The following is a 22661-nucleotide window of genomic DNA, read 5'->3' on the forward strand; positions in this document are numbered from 1 at the left end:
CAAATAAGAGATTTCAACCAAAAAAGAATATGTATGAGTTTGAAAGAAACGGTGCTAGAGTTGGTTAGAAAAATACCAGTCGGAAAAGTAACCACTTATAAAGAAATCGCACTAGCCGCTGGTAAACCGAACAGCTGGCGTGCAGTTGCAAAAATACTCGCGAACAATCCAGCTCCAATTTTTATTCCTTGCCACAGAGTTATCAAATCCAGCGGACATCTCGGCGGATATGTCTTTGGAACAGAGAAAAAAGAAGAGCTCCTTCGTAAAGAAGGTGTGGAAATATCAAAGGGCAGGGTCGACCTAAAAAGATACATGTTTTATTTTAAGATTCATCGAAGGAGATAGTCAGTTTTCGAAAGTTCTTTCAATCTCTCTATTCCTTTTATTTCCTCGATTACTTCAACTACAGCTTTCGGTACGAGCTCGCGCCAGTTTTCATTTTTTAGCATTCTTTCTCTGATTTCAGTGCCCCAATAAATTCGTCTCTTTATCATCGGTGGACTTTTGGTTTCGTAACCTGCTTCTTTGAAAAGCCTCCTGACAAGCGGATTCCCAGAGTAGACGACATGGAAAGGTGGGGAAAGTGAGACAACATGCGAAACCCATATTGCGTTGTTGTTAACATCTGGAATTGGAATTATGTGTATTTTGGATAGGTCCATCTTTTCTTCGGCAAGAGCTTTTATCAGCATCAACTCCCGTTCGCCAGCTGTGAATGGGTTTTCCAATGTGTGGCTCTCCTGCGCACTGCCAATTCCGATAATTAGCTCATCAACTTCTCGCATAATCTGTTTTATCAGTTGTATGTGTCCCTTGTGTGGAGGCTGAAATCTTCCGATGAATAGACCTCTTCTGACCACTTTCACCACCGGATGATAATCCTCTGCCCGGTTTTAACCTTTAGCTCCTTGGCTAGATCACCACGATTTCTTGCGATTTCTAAAAGACCCGAGCTTCCAAAGTAGGCAACGTTTTCTTTCTCTGCTACATCTGCAAAGGTTTCTCCGAAAATTGCCTTTAAGGAAGCGGTCTGGAATGTCACTTCTAACTTTTTATGAGGAGAAAATTTAACAAAACCACGAGGAATATTCGTGATAACGTTTCCGAAGTCATCTATATGCCAGATTTGTCCATAAATGGTTTTTCCGATTCTTTCCGGATCTTCCACATTTAGTAATTTAATTCTTTTGAGTATAGGTCCGACATTTTCGGGGTTTGCTCCCAGAGACAAATGGGCAGCCACTGGTGCCATTATGTCTCTTCCATGAAAAGTATGTGAGATATCTGGAAGCATCATTTTTCGATTTCTAATCTCTCTTATCCATGCGACCTTCAGATTGTTGTGCACAAAAGTCAATAACCCATTATCTGGAGCGATGAAGAATTTCTCATCCGTGGTTTTTAACAAAATTATCTTTCGTTTGCCTCCGACCTCTGGATCAACGACTGCTACGAAAATAGACCCTTTTGGAAAAAATTTTGCAGCGTTATATAGTATAAATCCAGCAGTCCAGATATCGAATTTTGGGATCTCGTGTGATATGTCTACAATGATCGCATTTGGATTTATCGTCAGTATCGTACCTTTGATCGCACCTACAAAATGGTCTCTATTCCCAAAATCCGTGATGAGCGCAATCAGTGGATTGACCACCTCAATCACCGAGAAGAATGTTCACAATTTCTTCCGGCTTGAATTCGATAATGTCATCGTAGCTTTGTCCAGTACCCAGAAAGATGATCGGCTTTCCAGTGACATATGCGACGGAAAGAGCAGCCCCTCCTCTCGCATCTGCATCCATCTTACAAAGTATCGATCCGCTTATGCCCACTGCTTCATTGAAAGATTTCGCCTGCTCTACTGCATCATTGCCGGCCAATGCGTCACCAACGAAAATTACAGCATCGGGTTTGCTAATTCTGACTATCTTCTTCATTTCGTCCATCAGATTTACATCAGTTTGCATTCTCCCCGCCGTGTCTACGAGAACGACGTCGTATCCATTTGCTTTTGCATGCTGTATTGCATCGTAGGCTACTGCCGCAGCATCAGCTCCTCTGCGTTGTTTTACTACCGGGATTTGCAGTCTTTGAGCATGAATCTCAATCTGTTCAATCCCTGCGGCTCTAAACGTGTCTGCGGCAGCTAGCACTACCTTAAATCCTCTATCTTTCAAGAATTTTCCGAGCTTGGCAATCGTAGTGGTTTTTCCGGTGCCGTTTATTCCAACGAAAACTATGACGGCCGGATTTCCAGTTTTCCTCTTTTCCTTGATCAATTCGAGTAGATCTAGCTTTTCCTTAGGAGTCAACACTTCCAACAAAATTTTTCTAAGAATTTCTGTCACGACTTTTTTTGGATCTTCGTCGGCCTTGATCTTCTTTTCGGCAAGTTCACTTTTTAATTTCTCGGTAACGTAAGCTACTACCGGGAGAGCGACATCGCTCTCGAGCAGAGAAACCTCAAGGTCCCATATTATGTCTTCCAGATCTTCTGGTGAGAGTTTGCGAAAGATTATTTTCTTGATTGCTCTTCTTACCGTTCTTTTTGGCTTTTCCGGCGGAGGCGGAACAATTTCTCTTTGAATTTGTGGTTTTTTGATTTCTGGTTTTTCTTCTTCTTCGACTTCCTCTACCTCTTCCCTTCCTCTTTTGATTTTCTCGCTTATTTTTTCCTTAACCTTTTTCAGTTTTTCCTTAAGTTTTCCGAACATCTTCAGATTTCCTTCTGTTTTTCTCGCATTAAACGCTCTACTTCGGGCGCGAGTACTCTAATCTTCTCCTCTACCTTAGCTAAGCTTTCTTGCAAGTTTTGCAATGTTTCATCGATTTCTTTTATGCGATTCTCCAAAATCTGTTGGGCCTCGACCGGTGTTCTCTCGATCACAACATTGGCACCTATTCCCACCAGCACATGATCGGTAGAATCAAGTCTCGTTTTTACAAACAGACCAGAACCCGCAGGCACTAGAACTTGGTCACCTTCTTTCATTTTCTTCATTTCTTGCAGAAAATTAAGCGTCATAGATAGTTCTGAACGTACATTGGTCAATTCCGCTATTTGCTGTTGCAAGATTCTTGCCATTTCTCGATAACTGCTCAGTTGAGAAAAAGCATCTCTCAATTTTTCCTCCTTTTCCATGATGTCATCCCCCAAGCATAAGTTTAATTCTCTGATCTCTTACTTCTTCCGGAGAAATCTCCTCGATTTTTTCTATTTTGATCATACATCTTTTGACCCCATGTTTGCTTCCGATATCTGAAAGTACTTTTTCCAGAACTTGACGCTCCGAGAAACCAATGATCTCTTTTCTAAACTTCTGCTTCCATAACCCCTGTTTGAAACTTCCTTCAATCCTGAAGATTCTTTTCCTCATTCCATCAACCCCAGTGAACTTTCTATTCTACCAAGCTCCGGTCCGGTTGTGGTGCTTCCTGTTACCGCTCCTCGAGAATTCGCTATTATACATATGCCCAAAAAGCTTACGCCTCCGCAGGCAGTTCCGACGTCGGCGGGAACCTGTAATGTCTTCTCGATGATTTTCATCTCTTCTTCCTTAACTTCAGGATGTAAAAGAACGCCCTTGTTAGTTGCCACTCCAAGTGAACCCACGTACGGTCTGCCAGCAATCGTGCTCTTAACTACTTTAACTTGAAGCGCTTTTTCAAGAAGCTTCACGGTTTTATCTGGAAACTCCGGACTGACAATTGCTCCATAATCATTTGCTAAAACAAGATTTCCAAAACTGGTGAGTTTTCCCGGAATGTGGTGCAATTCTACACCCACTTCTCTTATTTTTTCCTCCTCTTCAAGCTCAAAAAATTCTGAGCAAACTATTGCGTTTGAGTTTCCGGCCAATAAAATTCCCAGAAGTGGGCTTTTTGAAATTAAAGTGTACACGGCCGGTACACCAAGTATACTGGATTCATCTGGGTGAAGGTGTACATTTTTCGGGAAAAGCACGATTTTATCATTACAGAAGGCATATGCACCAATAAAGGGAATCCTATTTATATCCATTCTTCTTACGGGCATGTAAATACCTACTCTGCCGAGAATACCTTGACAGTTCCATCATCTTCTTTGACAACCTTGATACGAACTCTGGTTGGTGGCTTTCTGGCTCCTCTTCCCCAGATCATCTCATTCAGCTTAGGGTCTATGAAGATTTTCTCAGACTTTACATGTTTTTTTACAAAATTTTTCAGAAGAGCCACTGCCCTTTTTGACCTAGCATATCTCGGAGCCTCTCTAGCCTTAGAAAGAGGCACAACATATATTCTTTCTTCAGGCATCCTCTCCTCCTCACGGTTTTATTCTCTGTCTTCTCCAGCTCCGCTGTTTAATAGAACCACGAATTTTTCCTCTGGTTTTTATTATTACCCACATTGGTGCTCGTCTAGTCCTTTTTCCAGCTCTGATGAGTCTCCTTTTCAGTGGTGCGGGCTTATTTTTCGCCATTTCCTACAACCTCCGAATTCTGATTTCTCTCCTTCTTTCTGCTAGTTTGCTAAGGATCGTTCTTAATTGCTCATCCGTTATTGGGGACACGATTTTGCCCGCCTGCGCCAGCTGAATCAGTTGCAGTTCTAACTGTTCAGCGAATTCCGGATGGGCGGTTTTCAAGTTTGCGAGTCGACTTCTCGCTTCTGGTGTGAGAATTTGCTGCAAAATCTGTCGCTTCTGAATTTCAAATTGTTTTCTCAATTCTTCTTGCCTTCTCTGTTCTTCCAACCTAGCCTGCATCTCCATCAGCTTTCTTCTCCGCAGTTCCTCAAGCTCCTCGTCCACCTTCCTCACCCCTTGACAAAATTTCTTCTGCTAGTCTTTCAAGTAGCTCAACGCCAGTTTTGGACGGTTTTCTTCCTTTTTTATCTACTTTTACAATAAGACCCGCCCGTTCAAGTTGTTGGAGGATGGTTCTTATGATTTTTCCTCCTCCTTTTTTAAATTTCTCCGGACTCTGTCCCCTTCTTTGTCTTCCCCCATATATCGTTCGAAGCCTAGAAACCCCTATTGGACCTTTTAAATAGATTTTTCTGAGTATCGATGCTGCTCTGATGTACCACCAGTCCGGTTGCATGGGAGGACGCTCTGCATGTACTCCGGTTTTTACAAAATAACTCCAGTGTGGTGGTTCCAGCTCCTTATACTTTTTAAGCTCTTCTTTTAGCCTGTCTATCATCACAGACGCCTTTACCTGTTCGACTTTCATACGAGATACCACCTTATTTCTTTAGCGTATGTTATTTAATCTTCTCTTTTACTTTTTGCTGTTTAAAGGGTATCCGATACACTCTTCCACATGATAGACAACTCCAAATGATTATGCCCCTTTTTATTCTGACTCTAACGGTTTTTCCGGGAATCCAAATAGAAAAGCATTTTTTGCAGAATCTTCTCTTTAAAATTTTTGAAAATCTGATGGTGTATCTGGTCTTGATTTTCCATGCCAATTGCACGTATCTTTCGGCCAGCTGAGGATTGCTCTCATAGATTTCTTCCGCTAAGTCCAGAAGCCTTTCTATTCTTTCTAGAGCAATTTTTTTCCATTTGTTCATAAGATTCCCATCTTCTGCTCAAAGGCGGTGATCACTCGTGATACAACAGTTGAGGCAGTAAGTGGTTTTTCGTAAATGCTTACAAGTTCCGCGTTAAGCGATTCGATATTCGTTAAGAAATCTCCATGAGGGAAACCACCCACTATAACGCACACGTCTTCGCTTTTTTCAAAATCTTTGAAAACTTCGGAAATCTTTTTTCTCCTACCTTTTTCAGTCATCACTATCTTGTGTTCAGAACGAAACTCGTTCAAAAGACTTCTAAGAGAGCCATTCTCAAGGATTAAAAGAGGGTGTTCTGGAGGCACTCGCCCTGTGAGAAAAAGCTGTTCCATCAAACCCTCGAACCTGTTGTACATCCGGGGAAGATTAACAGTTGGATCTACTGTTATGATTTTGTCTTGTCTTGTGTGCACATAAACCCTTAACAAGCCTTCCATATTCAGCGGAGAATCCAAAGCGGTTAGAAGGCAGAAATGAACGATGTCTGGCCTCCCTCTTCTCTCATAGTCTGGTAATTTACGCATTGCCTGATAATGTAAGCTTGAGTTGAGGATGATTTCTGTGGGTTTTCTACCCTTCTTCCTCGCATACCAAGTAATTACTTTATGTTTGGCTATTTCTGGTGGAACGGTTTCCAGCTCTGCGTCCGCGATTATCAAGTGAAGCATCATTTTCTATCTTATGTTTTTTCATAAATAGCAGAATTGCAGAAGATATGATGTGGGAAATTGAGACTAGGCCTTTATGATGATAGTGGAGAGCTACTTCCTCGCGTATATTCTTCTGGCAAAACACAGCTAGACGCAATAGAGGAAATTTTAGAGGCATTTGAAAGCTCAGACATAGTTTTCTTCAAGGGCGTTGTAGGTAGCGGAAAATCAGTTGTAGGAATAAGAACTGCGTTGGAATTTGGTAAGGGCGTAGTTTCTGTACCAACAAAAGTGCTCTCAGATCAATACGCACGCAGTTATGAGAAGGAAAAGTATTTCGTGAAATTCAACGGTTCAAGGGCAAAGCTGGGTGTTATGAAGGGAAGAAGAAATTTTCCTTGTCTTTACTTGCAGGATAAAGGCCATGATGGAACCGCTGCGTCGAGGACAATACCGTGTCGAAGGCCTCTGAAAAAATCTGCCGGCGAGAGACGATTAGATGCTTTAAAGGACTGCCGTCACTGGGGATTTCTATTTCCGAAATCTTACGGAAGTAAAATAGAAGATGCGGAAAAATTGCCATATATCGGAGTAGGTGGGGAATGGTTACTCTGTTTAAAGGGAGAATGCCCTTACTGGAAACAATTCACGGCTTATGTGGATGCTGACGTCACGATAATGAATTCCGCCAAATGGATGGCCGAAGTCATGATTGGTAGGATTCCAAAGGTCCCAATAACTGTGGTTGATGAGGCCGATGAATGGTTAGATTCACTCGCTCTGAAAACCGTTATATCAGAAAGGCATGTGGAAAAAATTGCAGATTTTTTACGTGATCAGAAGGAATTTAAAAAAGAGTTAGAAAGTTTTTGGAACGAGGTTTTGAAAGGCAATACCGATCCGATTGAGTTTGCGATATTTTTCGCGGGGCTTTTGGAGGAGCTCGACGAGACTGGGGACGAACTTCTTTGGAAATTGAAAGCGGTGGTTGAGCATGAGGAATGGGTTGAGTGCGAGAAAAGGGAAAATTCTCTCCTATTTTTAGTTCCAGATCCAAGACCAGTTTTTAGAAAAATATTTGAGAAGCTAAAATGCCGGTGGTTGCTTATGAGTGCGACGATACAATCGAGCAGCGTTTTGAGAGAAATCTTCGGAATAGAGCCGATCATAGTTGAGGGAGAAACAAAATTTCCAGGTACTCTAATACGAAGAAAATCGGGTCATGAAGTTGTTGTTCGGCACGAAAATTGGACGAAAGAGGAATTTCGTGAAGCATATTGGAGATGCTTATACAAGATATTCGAACTGGCAGAGAAGCCGGCATTCGTCCCAGTACATGCTTTTAAGTATCTCCCAATCGAGCTATTCGAGAAATTGAAAACTTCTTCAGACGATATGGTTGAATTAGAAAACATTTTTCTTTCCTCTAAAATGGACAGAGGAGCCGATCTAAAGGGCATGAAAAGCATAATACTTTTGAAGTTTCCTTTTCCCGAAGTTGAAGATCCACTCTTAAAAGGAATGAAAAAACGATTGGGAGATAAAGCATTCTGGTTGTACTATCGTGACATGGCGGACAGGAGCTTCATCCAGCAAATAGGGAGAGTACTTAGGTCACCGCACGACAAAGCAGAGTTCTGGAGTCCAGATCTCATTTGTCATGAAATGCTCCGAAGAGTCTGGAAAGGCGAAATAATCGAAAAGGGATGACAGCAGATATAAAAAGATGAGACTTCCTCTAATTAAGATAAACATATGGTTGAGATAAAAATATCTGGACCATTGCGCGTGGCATGTTTTAACGAATTTAAGGATTCCTCTTTAGATGATGCCGAATGCAGAAGGAAGGTAATTGAAGAATTGCAAAAAGAGGCCGATGTCCACAGAGTCCTTCTCGATGGTCCAATCGTACGAGTGTATCTTTCTGAAAAAATCCACAAAATAGCTAGAGCAATCGCCATTGCGAAAAGATTAGCGTTGGATGACCTTTCCTATAGCAAGTATGATGAGAAAAAATGTAACGAGTGCATACAAAAGAGAAAAGAGGCTATCCTGAAGATCTTGGAAGACCTGCCTAAAGAGCCTCTTCTCTTTAAAAAACTTGTGAATCCCGAAAAACGAGCGACGAAGAAAGATAATAAATGCGTTAAGTGCGCCTCGGTCGCACGAGAAAATTTGTTTTCTGAAATCATTTCTCTTTTCGAAGATTTCACAAGCGGAAAAAGCTACGCTGAAATCTTCTGCGAAAGAAAGAAGCCATTCTTTGTTGATGGTATATGGAATCCACCGCCAGAAGGTTCTAAACTGGTGGATGAATATGAGCTGAGAAACAAAAGAGGGCTTGTTAGAATTTGGGAAAGGAAAGACTCACCAGTCCTTTTTTACGAACTGGATCTGCCGGAATTTCACATACCTAAGGAAGAACTAGAACTTTTGTATTCGGCCTTTAATGTTCAATTCGACGAACCTCCTCCCCATGCTAAATTTTCTTTTCATGACATTGCACACACATTCACCGAAGAGTGGTATGTTGCTCTGTTACACTCAATTCGGAGCAGAACCCATGAAATTTCTAGCAGACGGATACATGAACTATCAAAGATTCTTGCGTCGTGGATAACATACAGATTGCTGGAACCGTTCAGTTGTGATGATTATCTCACAGACATTTACGTGCATGCTCCGCCAGAACTACAACCTCTAATGGTTGAGCATGAAAAATGGGGAAGACTGGAGACGGGGATTTATTGGGACACACCATCTCTTCTTTCGCTCGGTGAGTCAATAGCTTCTCGTTTAGGAACCTCCTTTGACGAAGTCAGGCCACAGTTGGACGCGGAGATTCCCGAACTTGGCATGAGAGTCTTCATAAGCAGAGATCCAGCAATATGGCCTAAAAGCGTCGAAATGTCAGTGAGAAAAAGAAGAGTTAAGCCATGGACACAGCCTCTTTTTATTTTCCGTGGAACACTGAGTCCACTTGCGAGTGCTTTTCTTTCAAACGCTTTAAGAATCGGATGTAGCGCTTTTGTGATCGGAGAAATGGGTACGGCAAAAACTTCACAGATAGAAACCTATATTCCAGAAATAGGTCTGCAGAACAGAATCGTGGTTTTTCAAGATACTCAAGAACTTCATATCGAGGATTTCATAGCGAATGGTTATAGGATAAGCGACGTTAGAGCTCAAAATCCTGAACAGCTGGAGAAACAGATAAGAGCATTTTTACGAGGCGGGCAAAGTTATTGGCTAATCACCGAAGTTAGATCTTCCGAAGCTGTTCGCTCAGTTCTTGGTGCTGCGGTTAGGCAAGGCTCGCAACCAGTGGTAGCTAGCTTTCATGCTAGAGAAAAAAGAGAAGCATTTGTCTTAGTAACTCACATAATGGGTCTCCATCCTGAAGCCTTTAAATACATAGATTTGATCATCAGCACTGCAAGATTTTCAACGCGTAGCGGAAACATCCGCAGGATAATCGAAATCGCAGAAGTTAGAAAAGACTGGAAGGAGAACCCGCTTTACGTCGAAATTTTTGGCGATGATAGACAAAACGACATTTTGTTATCAAAGAATCTTTTCAGCGGACCAAAAAATCTCGTTTTTAAATGGAATTCAACAGATTTGTCAAAACTAGATTTGAAATCATCAGCAAGACTTTTGCGCTTCAAAGCTGCCGAAGAAGGTGGAAGCGATCTAATACCAAAATTATGCAAGAAACAAGGAATGGATCTTGATGAATTTCTTGTTAAAATTTTGGCTGAAGCCAAATTAAAATCATTTCTGTTGGTCTTATCTCAGAAATCGGGAAAAAATGAATATCTCGAGTTGCCATTTGTGACGAAGGCTTATGGTGTCTACTTTTCCCTGCTCAGAAAATTGGAGAATCCAGTGATGGCTCTTGAGGAGTGGAAGAAATGGCTTCAGAAGAAATAAGGCCGCCGCCTGAATTTCCGCTTCTTAAAGAAGTTAGAGCGATTTTGGAATCGGAAAGAACAAAAAAGACGACTGTTTTTGAAAAAATTTGCAAATTTGCCCATCGTATTTTTGGGAAATTCATTTCCGATTACAAACTATCCCCGCAAACAGCTGTCAAGTTAAAAGAAGCAGGAATCAACATCACTGGCGGAGAATGGCTCGCAGGCTTTTTGTTTTTCCTACTACTTCCTATACTTTCCTTTTTCATTTTCTGGATTCTTAGCCCATCTTTGGTGGAAAACTTTCATATTCTGATTTTGGGATTCCTGCTTGCAGGCTTTTCTGCGTTAATTTTTCTACTCTATCCAGAGGCGCGTGCATCCTCTCTGGCAGCAAAGGCCCAAACTGACGCGGTTATTACGGTTTCAATCATGGCATTCTCACTTTATCATCGACCGGATTTGAACGGAGCACTTGTCAGAGCAGCAGAAGCCACGGATGGAGCTCTTGCAAGAGAGATAAGGCTGGGCCTTTTACAGATGAAGCAACAGAGAAAATACGGATCGCTCAGACAGCTTCTCACGGACATCGCCGATAGGTGGGGAAAGGCAAACGATAGCATCGGTCAGTCACTTTTTGACATCCTTCGGTCAAGTGGAACGATAAGTGAGGAAGCACGTGTTTCTGATGTAATGAAGGCACCGGTTAGAGTCTTAGAGGGATCAGAAGAGCAGCTCTCCACTAGATTAAACTCTTTGATACTGCCGACAATAGCCTTCCTGACTTTCGGTTCCCTTCTGATTGTGGCTACTATCGGTCTTTCTCCGGTTCTCGGAGTGCTTGGACTGTCGTTCATAGATCTCAAATTTTACGTGGGGCTGGCTGCTTTTCTCGTCGTTGTTTTTCTTGCTTTCACTTTGTATCTCTCTGCAAAGAGGCCTTCAACGATTCATCCAATTGTTCTAGAGACAAGCTGGGAAAATACCACCGGAGGAGTAATGGTCTTCAGACTTTTGATACCTTTTTTAGTTTTCATTACATTATCACTTCCGGGAATCTTCTATTTGCTGGAATTTAGAGTTGGTCTGGCCGAAATTTTTACCATGAGTTTGTCTACGCTTTGGATAGTGCTAGCCAGTGGGGTTTCGATTAGTCTTTATGGATACCTCGGATATTCTACTTTGCTCGAAGCACGAGAAAAAGAAAGGAAAAGGATTGCCGATTGGGAGAACGCGCTAAACATTATGGGATCAAAGATGTTAGATGGAAAGTCCGCCGCCAGAGCGATGATCGAAACTGCGGAATTAATGAGAGGAGAGTTATCTTCAGATCTTAAGCTTGCTGGAGAAAGAATGGAAAAAATTGGCGCCGGAATGGAACATTGTTTGCGCAAAAATGAAAATCCGCTCATTCGCAATTTTATCTCAGTTATTTCTAGCCTAAGAAGAGAAAGTGAAATTGCTGCTGGCAGGGCATGCATGATTGCAGCCGAGTTTATTCACATGTTACGTAAAACTGAAAAAAGATTCCGAGAGAAAATAAACGATGTATTAGGAAATTTGTGGATGATTTCGATAATACTAGTACCGATAGTTTGTGCAATGTCTGTTTGGGTGATGGATGTAGTATCGGGCATGAGGCTCTCTGTAACAACGCAGATGGAAGCGGCCGGGGTTTCTTGGTATCCCTTTATGCTTGGAATTATGGAAACAAAAGAGCTGGCTATTCTTCGTTTGATCATGGGTATAACAGCGATACTAATTTCTGTAATAATCGCCTGGTTTATCTCAACGATAAAATCCCCAGGAGACAAAGTGGAGCTCTGGTTATCAATATCAAAATCTTCTCTGTTGTCGTCAATAATTTTTGTTCTATCGACCCTACTTCTGGCCTTGATTTCTCCAGCTATGCCTTAAAATTTGGACAGAACAAGTTAGGATGATGAGATTACACATCGAGAAAAAATTGCAGGAAGATTTTCCCGAAATCTCCGTGCTTGTGCGCGAGATAACTGGAGTTTTAGTCAAAAATAGAGATGAACAGCTCGAAATTTTCAAGCAGAAGGTCTTTGACAAGCTTCGTAAAACGTATTTCATCGAAGATGTAAAGAATTTGCCAGTTATACGACAATATAGGAGTTTCTATTGGCGGCTTGGGATAGACCCAACAAAAACTAGGCCAGCAGGCGAAGCGCTATTGCGACGTATACTTCTTGGCAAGGATCTTCCAACAATCAACACGTTAGTTGATGCGTACAACTTGGCATCGGCGGAGACGGGAGTGGCGATAAGTGCCTTGGATCGAGAAAAAATCAAGGGAGAGCTTGTTCTCAGATATTCCCGAGTCGGAGAGTTATTTTTTGGAATGGGCATGTCGGCTTCCATGCTCTTGGACGGAGGTAGACCGATAATCTGCGATGACGAGAAGGTTGTTGCTCTCTATCCATATCGAGATTCCGAGCTAACGAAGATCACTGAGGAGACAACAAAAGCCGTGTTGATCTTTTGCGGAGTTCCCGGAATAGAAAACAGATTTCTACAGGAAGTGGCGGAAAAAACCATCACATACATCAAAAGATTTTGTGGGGGAGAAGAAATTCAACAGTAAACGTTTTAACTTCCGTCCGCTGTTAGAATTTTTGGGTGAAAATCTGAAAATTCTGGTCGCTGCAGATTTTCACGGGGCGGCAACAGCAGAGAGCAATCTTTCGAAATTTCTTGAGAGAGGTTACGATTGTGCGATTCTCATAGGCGATTTGACAGAGTTTGGGCCACCTGAGGTGGCGGAGAGCATTCTCTCTCTGGTGGAATCGTTCAAAATTCCAGTGCTTTCTGTTCCCGGGAACTGTGATCCGAAAGATATTCTTGCGATTCTAGACAGACATGGTGCAAATCTGCACGGAAAATGCCGTAAAATTGGTGATGTTATTTTTGTTGGCCTAGGTGGTTCAAACATCACTCCATTTAGAACCCCTTTTGAATTAACGGAAGCAGAGATTCTTGAGGAACTTTCAGCCTTGCTCGAGGGAGTGAAGGGTCGCTGGGCACTTGTGACGCATGCTCCTCCGTTTGAAACAAAGCTTGACGAATTGCCTTCGGGAACACATGTTGGCAGCAAAAGCGTGAGACAAATCGTTGAGGAAAAACAACCATTGCTTTTGGCATGCGGACATATCCATGAGGCACGCGCCATAGACAGGATTAAGAACACGATTATGGTAAATCCTGGTCCAATTTCTAAGGGTTTTGCCGCCGAGGTTGTGATAACCGAAAATGACGTTCATGTGGAGCTCCTACAGCTATGAACAAAATATACTGTCCACGCTGTGGATCTGATAAGCTCAGATGGGCTTCTGGACTTCCTCAACTATGGTCGCTCTACGAATGTCTAGAGTGCGGATATCGGGGAGCCTTGGTAGTCACAAATGGGGAGATAGCAGAAAAAATTAAGAAAGAATTTAGAATTGAGCAATCTGGTTTTACTAAAGAAAAATGAAACCGGGGGCTCAAATTCGTCGAACAAGCACGTCTATTGCAACATGATAACATCTTGGTGCGTAAGATCTGACCTTTCTTCTTCCGATAATTTCGGTCTGAAATCCCAATTTTTCTGCAGTTTCGATTACATATTTTTCAGAAGGCTCAAACACGTCTGGCTCTTGGCCGTAATCATAAAAGTGGACGATGCCTTTATCTCCGATTGCAAGTAACGCGACAGGGAAAAATTCGCGGCCAAATTCTGGAAGAGGCATCAGAACTCTGTCGCAAGAATTCGTTAAAAGATTTCTAATAACTTCTCGACAGTCTCCTAAGATGGGCAAGACTTTGTGTCCAACCTTGTTGAGTCGAATGTTTTCCACCATGAGTTCATAGGCCGAGGGATTTATGTCTATCGAATAAACTACTCTTGGATTTGAATATTTAGCAATCTGGATAGAATAACACCCAACCCCTGCAAACATATTAACCACAACTTCTCCCTGTTGAACCATTTTTACTATGCGCATTCTCTCCGTGCTCAGTCGTGGAGAAAAGTAGACCCGTGCGAGATCTACCTTAAAGACACAACCATTTTCTCGATGGAAAGTCTCAGTTCTTTTTTCACCTGCGAGCCATTCCAGTTCTCGAGTTCTAAATTCTCCACTCACGGGACTAACTTGATTCAAAACCACTTTCACGTTTTTATGAACCCTCATTATCGCTTCAGCTATTATTCTTTTCTTATCTGCGAGTTCATCTGGAATTTTCATGATCGCTATATCTCCGACGATATCAAATGCACGTATTCTTTGCAGCTCTTCTTTGGAGAGTTTATCCGCCAGGGCCTCTCGCAAATTTCTGATCATTTTTTGCTCACCTCACAACCGCTCGAGAGTTTTCCAGCTTTTTCTAACGAAGTCCGGAAGCTTTCCATATCTTATTTTCCATTCTTTTAGGAATTTGATTGTTTTCGGGTCTGAAGGATAGCCGGAACCGAAATCTCCAAATTTCTCGCGCAACATCATTACTGTTCGATCTCTTTCAACTTTCGCTAAGATGGATGCAGCTGCCACTGGGATATACTTTTTGTCTGCGAAATTTTCTATCACGATTTTCGCAGGCACATGATGAACATATCTCATCAATCTGGCGCGAAATCTTTCCGGATTGGGATCCACAGAGTCAATATAAACTTCATCGGGTCCAAGTCTGTCGATCAGTAAAGCAAACTTTTCTGCTTCAAGCTCGTTCAGCGCTTCCTTCCTTCTTGCCCTGTCGATCTCCTCGGGCGAAACTCTTAGAATTTCATATTTGGAGGAAATTCTGCGTATAACTTTTGCCAGTTCTTCTCTTTTCCTGGGTGTGAGAGTTTTAGAATCACGTACCCCTAATCCTTTCAAATACTCGATATTCTCTCTTTTCAGCAACACTCCACATATCATCATGGGACCTATCACGGGGCCCCTGCCGGCCTCATCGATTCCGCTTATCATCAAATAACAATGGTTCGAATCTTTATATCCGAAATACTCCGAGGTTACAAAATGACAAACTGAGGCAAAAATTTAAATGTCGAACTAATTTCTTCATTTTGGTGGTCCATATCGACTTCGCGTACATTGACGAGGAAGAAGAATATGAGGAAGACGAAGACTGGATGGAACGCGCAAGATATGAAATAGTCGAGTTCCTGCTAAGAAGATACGGTTTATTAAGGAGTAGTGATATCGCCAAAATTCTAAACTGGAAGGTACGCGAAGTCAACAGTGTACTTAAAGATTTGGAAAGCTGTGGTAGGGTTAGAAAAACAAAAATCGGTAAAAGCCAAATGTGGTGCCCCATCGAAGACATCATACATAACCCGATGTACTATTGAGACGTTTTTATAGACCAAGGTTTATCCTCATGAGCTAAGAAGAATATGACTGGTGTAGAGAAATGAAGGTTGAGCATCAAAACAAATTACGAAAGGTTGGAATTTTGGTGGTCAGCGACACTAGAGCAGAAGCTACTAAGAAAGGCAAAGATACGGATGTCTCTGGGAGAATTTTAGAGAGAGAACTCAGAAAGAAGGGGTACAACACTATTCGAGAAATCATACCAAATAATGGCAAAATAATAAAGAAAATTCTGCAGAGACTTCTCCGAGATCCCCAGATAAGCGCAATTTTGATCACCGGTGGTACAGGAATTTCGAAAAGGGACGTCACGATTGAAACAGTGGAACCAATGTATGAAAAATATGTTATGGGAATCGGCGAAGCGCTCAGAAAGTTGGGTTATGAACGGATAGGTTTTCCTGCTCTTCTCAGTAGAACTTCTGCAGGAATCATAAGTGGTAAGCCGGTGTTTTGCTTGCCAGGTACGCCGAACGCTGTCAAGGTGAGCATTCGGTTTCTTCTCCAGAATTTTGATTACATCATACGGGAAGCTAGCAAATGAGGTTAATCTATCGGGTACATCGCTGGCGAGCATTGCATGAGAAAGCCTGGCTCATTTTCGGCATGCCACCAGAACAGCGCCCGATGGAAGATAGTTCTGTTTTCAAAAGATATGCGCCAAGTTGGATATCCTCCAAACTTCGTGAAAACACAACTCATACTGATTTCAGCGTTTGCGGGAATTCCTACTGGACCGTTTTGATCAATCCAAGTTCTAGAGCGTAGACTAGCGAGCGCAAGCTCTGGAGAGATTATCCACCCCTTAAGCAGGGCTTCAGCGGGTGAAGGACATTTCTCGGCTCCTATCCGTTCTGTTCCGATTTCAATAGTGGGTGTCTCTATTTCTTGTAAACTGGGAATATCATGCTGTAACTCATCCCTCCTGAATGTCAAAATAAATGACTCATTATCCTCCGTCATAACGTAGAGGACGTGGTTTTCCAACCAAGAATATCGCACAATATCTTTCCCAGAGTAGAAAAATGCGGCAAGAATGCCGGCAGCTTCTTTCGGGTGATCTTTTGCGAAAAAATAGAATTCCGGCGGGTTTGGTTCGATGTTTATATTTTCATTTTCTATGGATTCCAAAACACTAAAACATACCAAAAGTTTTTCACCGCTTCGTTTGAAAAATACGGTTTCATCTTTTGGGAGAGTCAGATTATCGGAAATCATATCAAACGGCACGCCGGCGATATAGGATTTTCCTCTGAGAGGCCCTTCCAGCAATTCTAGAACAAAGGCGTTCTGATGTATTTTCAACCGATAATTGTACCCCTCGATGTTTTTGGGCAAATCAATCTTACCAAGTACTCCGGTGGAAAAAGATTGAAATGCCGTCCAGCTCAAATTTGTTACGAAGCCAGATGCTTTCTCATCAATCTTCATAGCAACTTGCTTGTTGTAGATAGTTATGAGGATAAAAGCAGTCAGAAACGCTGAGACAACGATAAAAATTAGAATGAATGGAAAATCTTCTCCGTCATCTGACAATTATATCGACCCCTTGATCGGTTCTTACGACGTAGACCTCGTAATCCCCCGGACCGAGTGTTAACATCGGAAGCTCCAGTTCCGATTCCAAGCTCAGATTTTCACCCCATGCTTGGACAACAATTTCTTTAGGCTCTGTACGGAGGGAACAATCTTTTGGAACATGGATTTTGAGCATCCTCGAGCTACCAACCGGCTGGTAGGCTAGGAGCGCCACGCTATCCGAAAATTTTCTAACATCCAACATGAAATCGTTTTTAGTTTTCCAAGACATTAGAGCATTCATGGAAAACGTGGCAATAGTTAGAAACATGACACCCAACGCCACCCACCCCACGAGACGGAAGATCATCATCTTAAGAGACATCCGGACATTTAAAAACATAAGACTTTTGCTTTTTCTGACAATAAGATTAATTTGATGTGGCTCCCGTTTCGGCCAGATTCGCTTGAAGTACTATCGGATCCACTCGCGAGAAAATCGCTGAATAGATATTTCGCTGTAATGGAGGACAAATTGCCTGCAAGGTTCCAAATATGCAAGAGAATTTCCGTAAAAATCGATCTTTCGTCGGATGAAAGCATACTTTTAGCCGAACACAAAGCGGCTATGGAGAAGTTCTGGAAAACTCTTTCGAAAATCGACGATGGGAAAATAAGGCTACAAGAAATGGAAATCCCGGAAGTTTCTCTTCTCGAACTGAAGATCGAACTTGCTAAGCGAATTCTCAGAAAATGTCATTTCTGCGAACGGAGGTGTGGAGTAGACAGAACGATTGGTGAGAGAGGAGCTTGTGGGGTCGGAGAAAAGCCAAAAGTGGCTTCGGAGTTCATGCATTACGGAGAGGAGCCGGAACTAGTTCCGAGCTACACAATATTTTTCTCAGGCTGTACGTTCAAGTGTAGATTTTGCCAGAATTGGGATATCTCGCAATTTCCGGACGAAGGTACGGAGGCGAATCCAAGAATCTTGGCAAGACTCGTTGAAAATGCGAGAGATAATGGAGCGAGAAACGTGAACTGGGTAGGAGGAGATCCGACGCCAAACCTTCACGCTATCTTGGAGGCCCTTTGGTTTTGCAAGACTAACATACCAAGTGTGTGGAACTCAAACATGTATCTGACCACCGAAGCGATGGATTTACTGGCAGGCACTCAGGACATCTACTTGACGGATTTTAAGTACGGAAACGATAAGTGCGCGGAGAGACTTTCTCTAGTTAAAAACTACTTTGCTGTCGTTTCTAGAAATCACAAAATTGCTGCTGCGGACTCGGAGTTGATCATAAGACATCTAGTCATGCCAAATCATCTTGAATGTTGCACTTATCCGGTGCTGGAATGGATTGCGAAAAATCTTGGACATGAAACTCGCGTGAATATCATGGATCAGTATAGACCAGAATATCTCGCGCCGAAATTTGAAGACATAAACCGTAGGATAACGGTAGAGGAGATGGACAAGGCTCTCAGCTATGCACGAAAGTTTGGTCTGAAAAACATCATTACTTGAAAAATCAGACGACCGCTTTTTCCGTTTTTGCGTCAAAAATGTGAATGTGTTTCATGTTAAATGTGATGGTTATCTTGTCTCCCATTTTCAAACCGATTTTTGGGGGAGCTTTGGCGACCATTCTCAGGTTTCCTCTGCTCATATAGAGAAAATCTTCCGATCCGATCGGCTCTACTAGGTCTACTTTCATTTCTATAGTATTTTTTTCACCTTTTCTCGATATCAAAATGTCTTCGGGGCGAACTCCGGCAATCACTTCTCGACAGTCTGCTTTCCTGATTATTTTTGCGATTTCGGAAGGTAGTTCAATCGAAAATTCGCCAGCATCCAAAATCACCTTGCTTTTTTTCATCACCACTGAAGCTCTGAAGAAATTGATCGGCGGTGTACCTATGAAGCCAGCTACAAATGTATTCGCTGGAAAGTCGTATATCTCCTCCGGAGTGCCAACCTGCTCGACTCTCCCGGCTCTCATCACTATCACCCTGTCTGCCATCGTCATTGCCTCGAGTTGGTCGTGCGTCACATGAATAGTGGTGATCTTTAACTCCTTCTGCAATTTGCGAAGTTCTGCTCTCATGATTACACGCATCTTGGCGTCAAGGTTAGAAAGTGGCTCGTCCCACAGGAAAATTTTTGGTTCACGGACGATCGCTCTTCCAAGGGCAACTCTTTGTTTTTGACCCCCACTAAGTTGGCTTGGCTTTCTTTCTAAAAGATGAGTTATATCCAATAGCTTGGCCGCATTTTTCACTCTTTTATCTACTTCTTCTTTATTGTAACCAAGATTTCTGAGTCCAAATGCCATGTTGTCATAGACGGACATATGTGGATACAAAGCATAATCTTGGAAAACCATGGCAATCCCTCTGTCCCTGATTGCCACATCGTTGACGCAAACTTTACCAAAGTATATATACCCACTGTCGGGTTTTTCCAATCCGGCAATGAGTCTGAGCACGGTAGTTTTTCCACATCCGCTTGGCCCGACGATTACAGCGAGTTCTTTATCCGGAATTGTAAAAGATACGTCGTTGACTGCTGTAACCTCTCCGAACCTTTTTGTCACATGGTCGAGCTTTACTGAGACCATCAATCAAATTACATCCTAAATGGATTTAAGCCATGTCTACTGCATGCATGTGATTTTTATCGGTTTCGAGGAGAAGCGAATAGGAGATGACATGTCTTATTCTTTTTAAAGGAACTTTTTAAAGTGATTAAAGTGAGTCTGTGAATTCCCTCGTCAAGAGATCCGTCGTGCTGGTTCTTGTGACCGCTAGCGTTCTTGGGGGCGTTTACATCAGCAGACCCTCAGGAACTAAAAAACCATCACTCGAGAAATGGGAGAAGGTTTATTCTTTCGCAATCGACTGGGAAGAGATTTCGAATACACCGATACGCTGGAGCGATATCGGTCAGGAAGAAAAATCTTTTCTGACAGATCTTCAAAGAAGGTCCTTTCTTTACTTTTGGGAAAAAGCCGACCAGGTCACAGGGCTCGTTTATGACAGAGCAAGCAATCCCGATATTTCAAGCATCGCGGCCACAGGTTTCGGTCTTTCTGCAATATGTGTGGCAGAGGCAAACGGATGGATTTCCAAAGATGAAGCATACCAACGTGTCTTGAGGATACTAAAGAATTTTGATCCCGATAAACCGAGCGTGGAAGGCAAAAACGGGTTTTTCTATCATTTTGTCAATGCACGAACAGGCCGGAGAGCTTGGATGAGTGAAATCTCCTCCATTGACACAGCAATACTCATCGCAGGGGCTCTCCATGCCGGACAACACTTTAAGGGAACCGAAATCGAGAGCCTTGCTAGCAGGATTTATAAAGCAGTCCAGTGGGACTGGATGCTTCTCAACAACGGACTTTTGAGTATGGGATGGACGCCCGAAGGTGGATTCCTTTCTCCAGCCTCCGGATATAGCGAGTATATCCTGGCATATATCTTAGCCTTGGGCTCGCCCACTCACTCGATTCCCCCAAAAAGCTGGGATACATGGACCAGTACCTTCAGTTGGTATTCGCACGATGGCAGACGATTCCTGACACCGGGCGGCCGGACAATGCTGGCATACCTTTATCAGTTTCCGGCTTGCTGGATCGATTTCAGAAACATTCATGATGGAAAGGCAAACTATTGGTTAGAGGGAGTAGCCGCTTTAAAGGCAAATAGACTGTTTTGTTTGGAGGAATCTCGAGTTAACCGCTGGCCAGCTGTTTGGGGGTGGACAGCCTGTGATGGAATAAATGGTTATCTTGGTTTCAGAAATACTTTTGATGGAACTGTTGCTCCATCAGCGGTAGCCGCGGCCATCCCATTCATTCCTGAAAACGCAATCCTTGATCTGATGAGAATGTACTGGGAATATTCTGAGAAAATTTGGGGAGAGTACGGTTTTGTGAATGCGTTTAACCCTAGTCAAAACTGGTTCGATAATGACTATATAGGAATCGATCAAGGCAACACGGTTCTAATGCTTGAGGCCTTCAAAAGTGGATCAGTTTGGAAAGAGTTCATGAGTATACCTTATATTATCAACGCTTTGCGGAAGGCGGGTTTTGTTGAGGGATTTCACCATGACAGCGGAGGATTTGTGAAAGACTGGATAGTGATAGGACCCTTTGGTTTGGGGGAGGCTGAAGCCTTCAATTCCGATTTTGTCGGAGAAACTTCATTATTGTTTTACAAATCTGGAGAGCGTATTGCGGGAAGAGAATGGGTCGAACATCACGCGCCATATGGCGATCCGGTGTCTAGGTTCATTGATTTTTGTCAAATTTTAGGGCCATATGAAGAAACGGGGGCTTACGCTTTTACGGTGATTTATTCGCCATCGAAGAAGACCGTGGAACTCAGGGTGGGAAGTGATGATTCTGTCAAGGTCTGGATAAATGGGAAACTTGTTCATTCTAATCGGGTTGCTAGGGCCGCCGCTCCGGATCAAGATATCATACCAGATATATGGCTTGAAGAGGGAACCAGCACAATATTGGTGAAAGTTTGCAACAAAGCAGGCGGCTGGGGATTCTACTTAAGGATACTTGAAAAGAAATAAAAAAGAAAAAAGAATGTGCCTCCGGGAATCTAGCCTTTTACTCAAATGCTATCCAGTCTATCCAGAGCTTACCCTGAACAGGTCCCTCGAAGACTATGTTAATTTGTCTGATATCCTTCAGGTTCAGCGATCCGGCTTGTTGAACAAACTGCACAAGGGGTATCTCTATTACTTCCCATTCTGTTTTCGCAGTTCTGTGAACTTTTCCGTTGTGACTGTCAGTGGCCGTGTGGACGTCCGCATTTGTCATTCTCTCGATATCCTCTGGCGCGCGTCCAAAAAGTTCTCGAGAAAGGTTCTCGATTGATTTTCCATATTTGCTCAACACAATGTCTCTATAAGCAGTGTTATTTCTGAAGTTGTTGTCAGATATCTTAAACACCCGCGCCGCATTCTGGGCATTTGAAAACTGCAAAGTATCCTGAAGCTCAACTTTGAAACTCATCGCTTTGCTGGCCTTTACAGCCATCTTTAGCGTTGTATAGCCGCTGAGGTCATAACCGGATCCTATACTTACCAGAATCGGATCGGTAGAGATGTCTCCGGACTTTAGGAAACACCAGTAACCGCTCCACCCCCCCTGCGGAACATCGATTGTCATTTGAATAGCAAGACCAGTAGAGGTGGGCACGAAAGCACAGTACTCATTACCGGGATCTGGCGGATACCCACCCATTGTTCCGACTGGAGTACCCAAGTTGGTTCCGAGCGATTCGTCATCGAAGTCGTCGAGAACGAGTGCCCCGGAAGGAATAGTTATTCCGCTTTCAACTTTTTCTTCTCTGCGAAGCAGTAAAACTGCTCCCACAATAACTATGAAAACCACGAGAACCACGATTCCCAGAAGCACCTTGTTTTTCTTTAGGTTGACACTTGTCTCAGTCATTTTCTCTGGGAAAAACTCGCTTGGATTTCCATATATACATGCAGGATAAAAATCCTCGTTTTTCTAAATTTTCGCAAAGATTCGAATATATTAAAAGGAGAAAAACTCGGGGAAAACCAATTTATTTCTAATGAGGATACTCTTACAGGG

28 protein-coding genes are annotated in these 22661 nt (G+C 42.7%); 11 read left to right on the plus strand and 17 right to left on the minus strand.

Features of this window, described 5'->3' with window-relative positions; genetic code table 11:
• The first annotated feature begins 39 nt into the window (after window positions 1–39).
• Window positions 40–348, plus strand: a complete 309-nt coding sequence (locus QXF64_01740; GenBank protein ID MEM1689216.1) for an MGMT family protein — start codon at window positions 40–42, stop codon at window positions 346–348.
• Here QXF64_01740 and QXF64_01745 read toward each other — a convergent pair.
• The 11 genes from QXF64_01745 to QXF64_01795 all read right to left on the minus strand — a co-directional run bounded on the left by QXF64_01745 (window position 333) and on the right by QXF64_01795 (window position 6239).
• A complete protein-coding gene (locus QXF64_01745) occupies window positions 333–869 on the minus strand; it encodes a nicotinamide-nucleotide adenylyltransferase (protein ID MEM1689217.1) in 537 nt (178 codons plus the stop codon). The genes QXF64_01740 and QXF64_01745 overlap by 16 nt on opposite strands.
• Window positions 866–1657 carry an SAM-dependent chlorinase/fluorinase gene (locus QXF64_01750; protein MEM1689218.1) on the minus strand — a complete coding sequence of 264 codons (792 nt, stop codon included), beginning with the start codon at window positions 1655–1657 and terminating at the stop codon, window positions 866–868. The genes QXF64_01745 and QXF64_01750 overlap by 4 nt, the downstream gene beginning before the upstream one ends.
• Before the next feature lies 1 nt (window position 1658).
• The gene (gene ftsY, locus QXF64_01755) at window positions 1659–2717 is read right to left on the minus strand and encodes a signal recognition particle-docking protein FtsY (protein ID MEM1689219.1); all 1059 of its coding nucleotides are present in this window, start codon (window positions 2715–2717) and stop codon (window positions 1659–1661) included.
• A 2-nt stretch (window positions 2718–2719) separates the two neighbouring features.
• A complete protein-coding gene (gene pfdA / locus QXF64_01760; protein ID MEM1689220.1) occupies window positions 2720–3145 on the minus strand; it encodes a prefoldin subunit alpha in 426 nt (141 codons plus the stop codon).
• Window positions 3146–3149: 4 nt separating this feature from the next.
• Complete coding sequence (rpl18a, locus tag QXF64_01765; GenBank protein ID MEM1689221.1) at window positions 3150–3380, minus strand: 50S ribosomal protein L18Ae; 231 nt, start codon at window positions 3378–3380, stop codon at window positions 3150–3152.
• Window positions 3377–4039, minus strand: coding sequence for a translation initiation factor IF-6 (locus QXF64_01770; protein ID MEM1689222.1), 663 nt, complete (start codon window positions 4037–4039; stop codon window positions 3377–3379). The genes rpl18a and QXF64_01770 overlap by 4 nt, the downstream gene beginning before the upstream one ends.
• A gap of 8 nt (window positions 4040–4047) precedes the next feature.
• Window positions 4048–4299: a 50S ribosomal protein L31e gene (locus QXF64_01775; protein ID MEM1689223.1), complete on the minus strand. Its 252-nt coding sequence runs from the start codon at window positions 4297–4299 to the stop codon at window positions 4048–4050.
• Window positions 4300–4468: 169 nt separating this feature from the next.
• Window positions 4469–4795: a DNA-binding protein gene (locus QXF64_01780; GenBank protein MEM1689224.1), complete on the minus strand. Its 327-nt coding sequence runs from the start codon at window positions 4793–4795 to the stop codon at window positions 4469–4471.
• Entirely contained in the window at window positions 4779–5219 is a 441-nt protein-coding gene (locus tag QXF64_01785) for a 30S ribosomal protein S19e (GenBank protein MEM1689225.1), read from the minus strand. The genes QXF64_01780 and QXF64_01785 overlap by 17 nt, the downstream gene beginning before the upstream one ends.
• Before the next feature lie 31 nt (window positions 5220–5250).
• Entirely contained in the window at window positions 5251–5565 is a 315-nt protein-coding gene (locus tag QXF64_01790; GenBank protein MEM1689226.1) for a ribonuclease P protein component 4, read from the minus strand.
• Window positions 5562–6239: a hypothetical protein gene (locus tag QXF64_01795; protein ID MEM1689227.1), complete on the minus strand. Its 678-nt coding sequence runs from the start codon at window positions 6237–6239 to the stop codon at window positions 5562–5564. Before QXF64_01795 ends, QXF64_01790 begins: the two co-directional genes overlap by 4 nt.
• A 57-nt stretch (window positions 6240–6296) precedes the next feature.
• Here QXF64_01795 and QXF64_01800 point away from each other — a divergent pair, with 57 nt between their 5' ends.
• The 6 genes from QXF64_01800 to QXF64_01825 are packed head-to-tail and all read left to right on the plus strand — an operon-like array spanning window position 6297 to window position 13628.
• The gene (locus tag QXF64_01800; GenBank protein MEM1689228.1) at window positions 6297–7928 is read left to right on the plus strand and encodes a helicase C-terminal domain-containing protein; all 1632 of its coding nucleotides are present in this window, start codon (window positions 6297–6299) and stop codon (window positions 7926–7928) included.
• A 45-nt stretch (window positions 7929–7973) separates the two neighbouring features.
• Window positions 7974–10151, plus strand: a complete 2178-nt coding sequence (locus tag QXF64_01805) for an ATPase, T2SS/T4P/T4SS family (protein ID MEM1689229.1) — start codon at window positions 7974–7976, stop codon at window positions 10149–10151.
• The gene (locus tag QXF64_01810; GenBank protein ID MEM1689230.1) at window positions 10133–12049 is read left to right on the plus strand and encodes a hypothetical protein; all 1917 of its coding nucleotides are present in this window, start codon (window positions 10133–10135) and stop codon (window positions 12047–12049) included. The genes QXF64_01805 and QXF64_01810 overlap by 19 nt, the downstream gene beginning before the upstream one ends.
• 22 nt (window positions 12050–12071) lie before the next feature.
• A complete protein-coding gene (locus QXF64_01815; protein MEM1689231.1) occupies window positions 12072–12740 on the plus strand; it encodes a phenylalanine--tRNA ligase beta subunit-related protein in 669 nt (222 codons plus the stop codon).
• The gene (locus QXF64_01820) at window positions 12715–13437 is read left to right on the plus strand and encodes a metallophosphoesterase family protein (GenBank protein MEM1689232.1); all 723 of its coding nucleotides are present in this window, start codon (window positions 12715–12717) and stop codon (window positions 13435–13437) included. The genes QXF64_01815 and QXF64_01820 overlap by 26 nt, the downstream gene beginning before the upstream one ends.
• Window positions 13434–13628 carry a hypothetical protein gene (locus QXF64_01825; GenBank protein MEM1689233.1) on the plus strand — a complete coding sequence of 65 codons (195 nt, stop codon included), beginning with the start codon at window positions 13434–13436 and terminating at the stop codon, window positions 13626–13628. The genes QXF64_01820 and QXF64_01825 overlap by 4 nt, the downstream gene beginning before the upstream one ends.
• Window positions 13629–13638: 10 nt before the next feature.
• On the opposite strand, the gene QXF64_01830 is transcribed toward QXF64_01825, so the two are convergent.
• Window positions 13639–14478 (minus strand): class I SAM-dependent methyltransferase family protein, encoded by an 840-nt coding sequence (locus tag QXF64_01830; protein MEM1689234.1) that lies wholly within the window; start codon window positions 14476–14478, stop codon window positions 13639–13641.
• Window positions 14479–14490: 12 nt separating this feature from the next.
• Window positions 14491–15105 (minus strand): ribonuclease HII, encoded by a 615-nt coding sequence (rnhB, locus tag QXF64_01835; protein MEM1689235.1) that lies wholly within the window; start codon window positions 15103–15105, stop codon window positions 14491–14493.
• 101 nt (window positions 15106–15206) lie between these two features.
• Here rnhB and QXF64_01840 point away from each other — a divergent pair, with 101 nt between their 5' ends.
• Window positions 15207–15488, plus strand: a complete 282-nt coding sequence (locus QXF64_01840) for a hypothetical protein (protein MEM1689236.1) — start codon at window positions 15207–15209, stop codon at window positions 15486–15488.
• Between the two features lie 62 nt (window positions 15489–15550).
• Complete coding sequence (locus QXF64_01845; protein MEM1689237.1) at window positions 15551–16054, plus strand: MogA/MoaB family molybdenum cofactor biosynthesis protein; 504 nt, start codon at window positions 15551–15553, stop codon at window positions 16052–16054.
• 2 nt (window positions 16055–16056) lie between these two features.
• Here QXF64_01845 and QXF64_01850 read toward each other — a convergent pair whose 3' ends face one another.
• Window positions 16057–17046, minus strand: coding sequence for a hypothetical protein (locus QXF64_01850; protein MEM1689238.1), 990 nt, complete (start codon window positions 17044–17046; stop codon window positions 16057–16059).
• The gene (locus QXF64_01855; GenBank protein ID MEM1689239.1) at window positions 17036–17401 is read right to left on the minus strand and encodes a hypothetical protein; all 366 of its coding nucleotides are present in this window, start codon (window positions 17399–17401) and stop codon (window positions 17036–17038) included. Before QXF64_01855 ends, QXF64_01850 begins: the two co-directional genes overlap by 11 nt.
• Before the next feature lie 66 nt (window positions 17402–17467).
• Between QXF64_01855 and QXF64_01860 the strand changes: the two genes are divergently transcribed.
• The gene (locus tag QXF64_01860) at window positions 17468–18559 is read left to right on the plus strand and encodes a radical SAM protein (protein ID MEM1689240.1); all 1092 of its coding nucleotides are present in this window, start codon (window positions 17468–17470) and stop codon (window positions 18557–18559) included.
• Window positions 18560–18563: 4 nt separating this feature from the next.
• Here QXF64_01860 and QXF64_01865 read toward each other — a convergent pair whose 3' ends face one another.
• Window positions 18564–19652, minus strand: a complete 1089-nt coding sequence (locus tag QXF64_01865) for an ABC transporter ATP-binding protein (GenBank protein ID MEM1689241.1) — start codon at window positions 19650–19652, stop codon at window positions 18564–18566.
• A gap of 140 nt (window positions 19653–19792) precedes the next feature.
• Here QXF64_01865 and QXF64_01870 point away from each other — a divergent pair, with 140 nt between their 5' ends.
• On the plus strand, window positions 19793–21625 hold the full coding sequence (locus tag QXF64_01870) for a glucoamylase family protein (GenBank protein MEM1689242.1): 1833 nt from the start codon (window positions 19793–19795) through the stop codon (window positions 21623–21625).
• Between the two features lie 37 nt (window positions 21626–21662).
• Here the strand turns inward: QXF64_01870 and QXF64_01875 are convergent, their stop codons facing one another.
• Window positions 21663–22511, minus strand: coding sequence for a hypothetical protein (locus QXF64_01875; protein ID MEM1689243.1), 849 nt, complete (start codon window positions 22509–22511; stop codon window positions 21663–21665).
• Window positions 22512–22661 lie beyond the last annotated feature (150 nt).

This window comes from Candidatus Hadarchaeales archaeon, from assembly GCA_038823825.1.
Taxonomy (GTDB): Archaea; Hadarchaeota; Hadarchaeia; order Hadarchaeales; family Hadarchaeaceae; genus JAVZGN01.

What these genes read in the sequence shown, in the direction of transcription:
- ftsY (MEM1689219.1), bottom strand. Translation starts at nt 2,717, where the DNA reads ATGTTCGGAAAACTTAAGGAAAAACTGAAAAAGGTTAAGGAAAAAATA.
- pfdA (MEM1689220.1), bottom strand. Translation starts at nt 3,145, where the DNA reads ATGGAAAAGGAGGAAAAATTGAGAGATGCTTTTTCTCAACTGAGCAGT.
- rpl18a (MEM1689221.1), bottom strand. Translation starts at nt 3,380, where the DNA reads ATGAGGAAAAGAATCTTCAGGATTGAAGGAAGTTTCAAACAGGGGTTA.
- QXF64_01770 (MEM1689222.1), bottom strand. Translation starts at nt 4,039, where the DNA reads ATGCCCGTAAGAAGAATGGATATAAATAGGATTCCCTTTATTGGTGCA.
- QXF64_01775 (MEM1689223.1), bottom strand. Translation starts at nt 4,299, where the DNA reads ATGCCTGAAGAAAGAATATATGTTGTGCCTCTTTCTAAGGCTAGAGAG.
- QXF64_01785 (MEM1689225.1), bottom strand. Translation starts at nt 5,219, where the DNA reads ATGAAAGTCGAACAGGTAAAGGCGTCTGTGATGATAGACAGGCTAAAA.
- QXF64_01790 (MEM1689226.1), bottom strand. Translation starts at nt 5,565, where the DNA reads ATGAACAAATGGAAAAAAATTGCTCTAGAAAGAATAGAAAGGCTTCTG.
- QXF64_01795 (MEM1689227.1), bottom strand. Translation starts at nt 6,239, where the DNA reads ATGATGCTTCACTTGATAATCGCGGACGCAGAGCTGGAAACCGTTCCA.
- QXF64_01805 (MEM1689229.1), top strand. Translation starts at nt 7,974, where the DNA reads ATGGTTGAGATAAAAATATCTGGACCATTGCGCGTGGCATGTTTTAAC.
- QXF64_01810 (MEM1689230.1), top strand. Translation starts at nt 10,133, where the DNA reads ATGGCTTCAGAAGAAATAAGGCCGCCGCCTGAATTTCCGCTTCTTAAA.
- QXF64_01815 (MEM1689231.1), top strand. Translation starts at nt 12,072, where the DNA reads ATGATGAGATTACACATCGAGAAAAAATTGCAGGAAGATTTTCCCGAA.
- QXF64_01825 (MEM1689233.1), top strand. Translation starts at nt 13,434, where the DNA reads ATGAACAAAATATACTGTCCACGCTGTGGATCTGATAAGCTCAGATGG.
- QXF64_01830 (MEM1689234.1), bottom strand. Translation starts at nt 14,478, where the DNA reads ATGATCAGAAATTTGCGAGAGGCCCTGGCGGATAAACTCTCCAAAGAA.
- rnhB (MEM1689235.1), bottom strand. Translation starts at nt 15,105, where the DNA reads ATGATAAGCGGAATCGATGAGGCCGGCAGGGGCCCCGTGATAGGTCCC.
- QXF64_01845 (MEM1689237.1), top strand. Translation starts at nt 15,551, where the DNA reads ATGAAGGTTGAGCATCAAAACAAATTACGAAAGGTTGGAATTTTGGTG.
- QXF64_01855 (MEM1689239.1), bottom strand. Translation starts at nt 17,401, where the DNA reads ATGATGATCTTCCGTCTCGTGGGGTGGGTGGCGTTGGGTGTCATGTTT.
- QXF64_01860 (MEM1689240.1), top strand. Translation starts at nt 17,468, where the DNA reads ATGTGGCTCCCGTTTCGGCCAGATTCGCTTGAAGTACTATCGGATCCA.
- QXF64_01865 (MEM1689241.1), bottom strand. Translation starts at nt 19,652, where the DNA reads ATGGTCTCAGTAAAGCTCGACCATGTGACAAAAAGGTTCGGAGAGGTT.
- QXF64_01875 (MEM1689243.1), bottom strand. Translation starts at nt 22,511, where the DNA reads ATGACTGAGACAAGTGTCAACCTAAAGAAAAACAAGGTGCTTCTGGGA.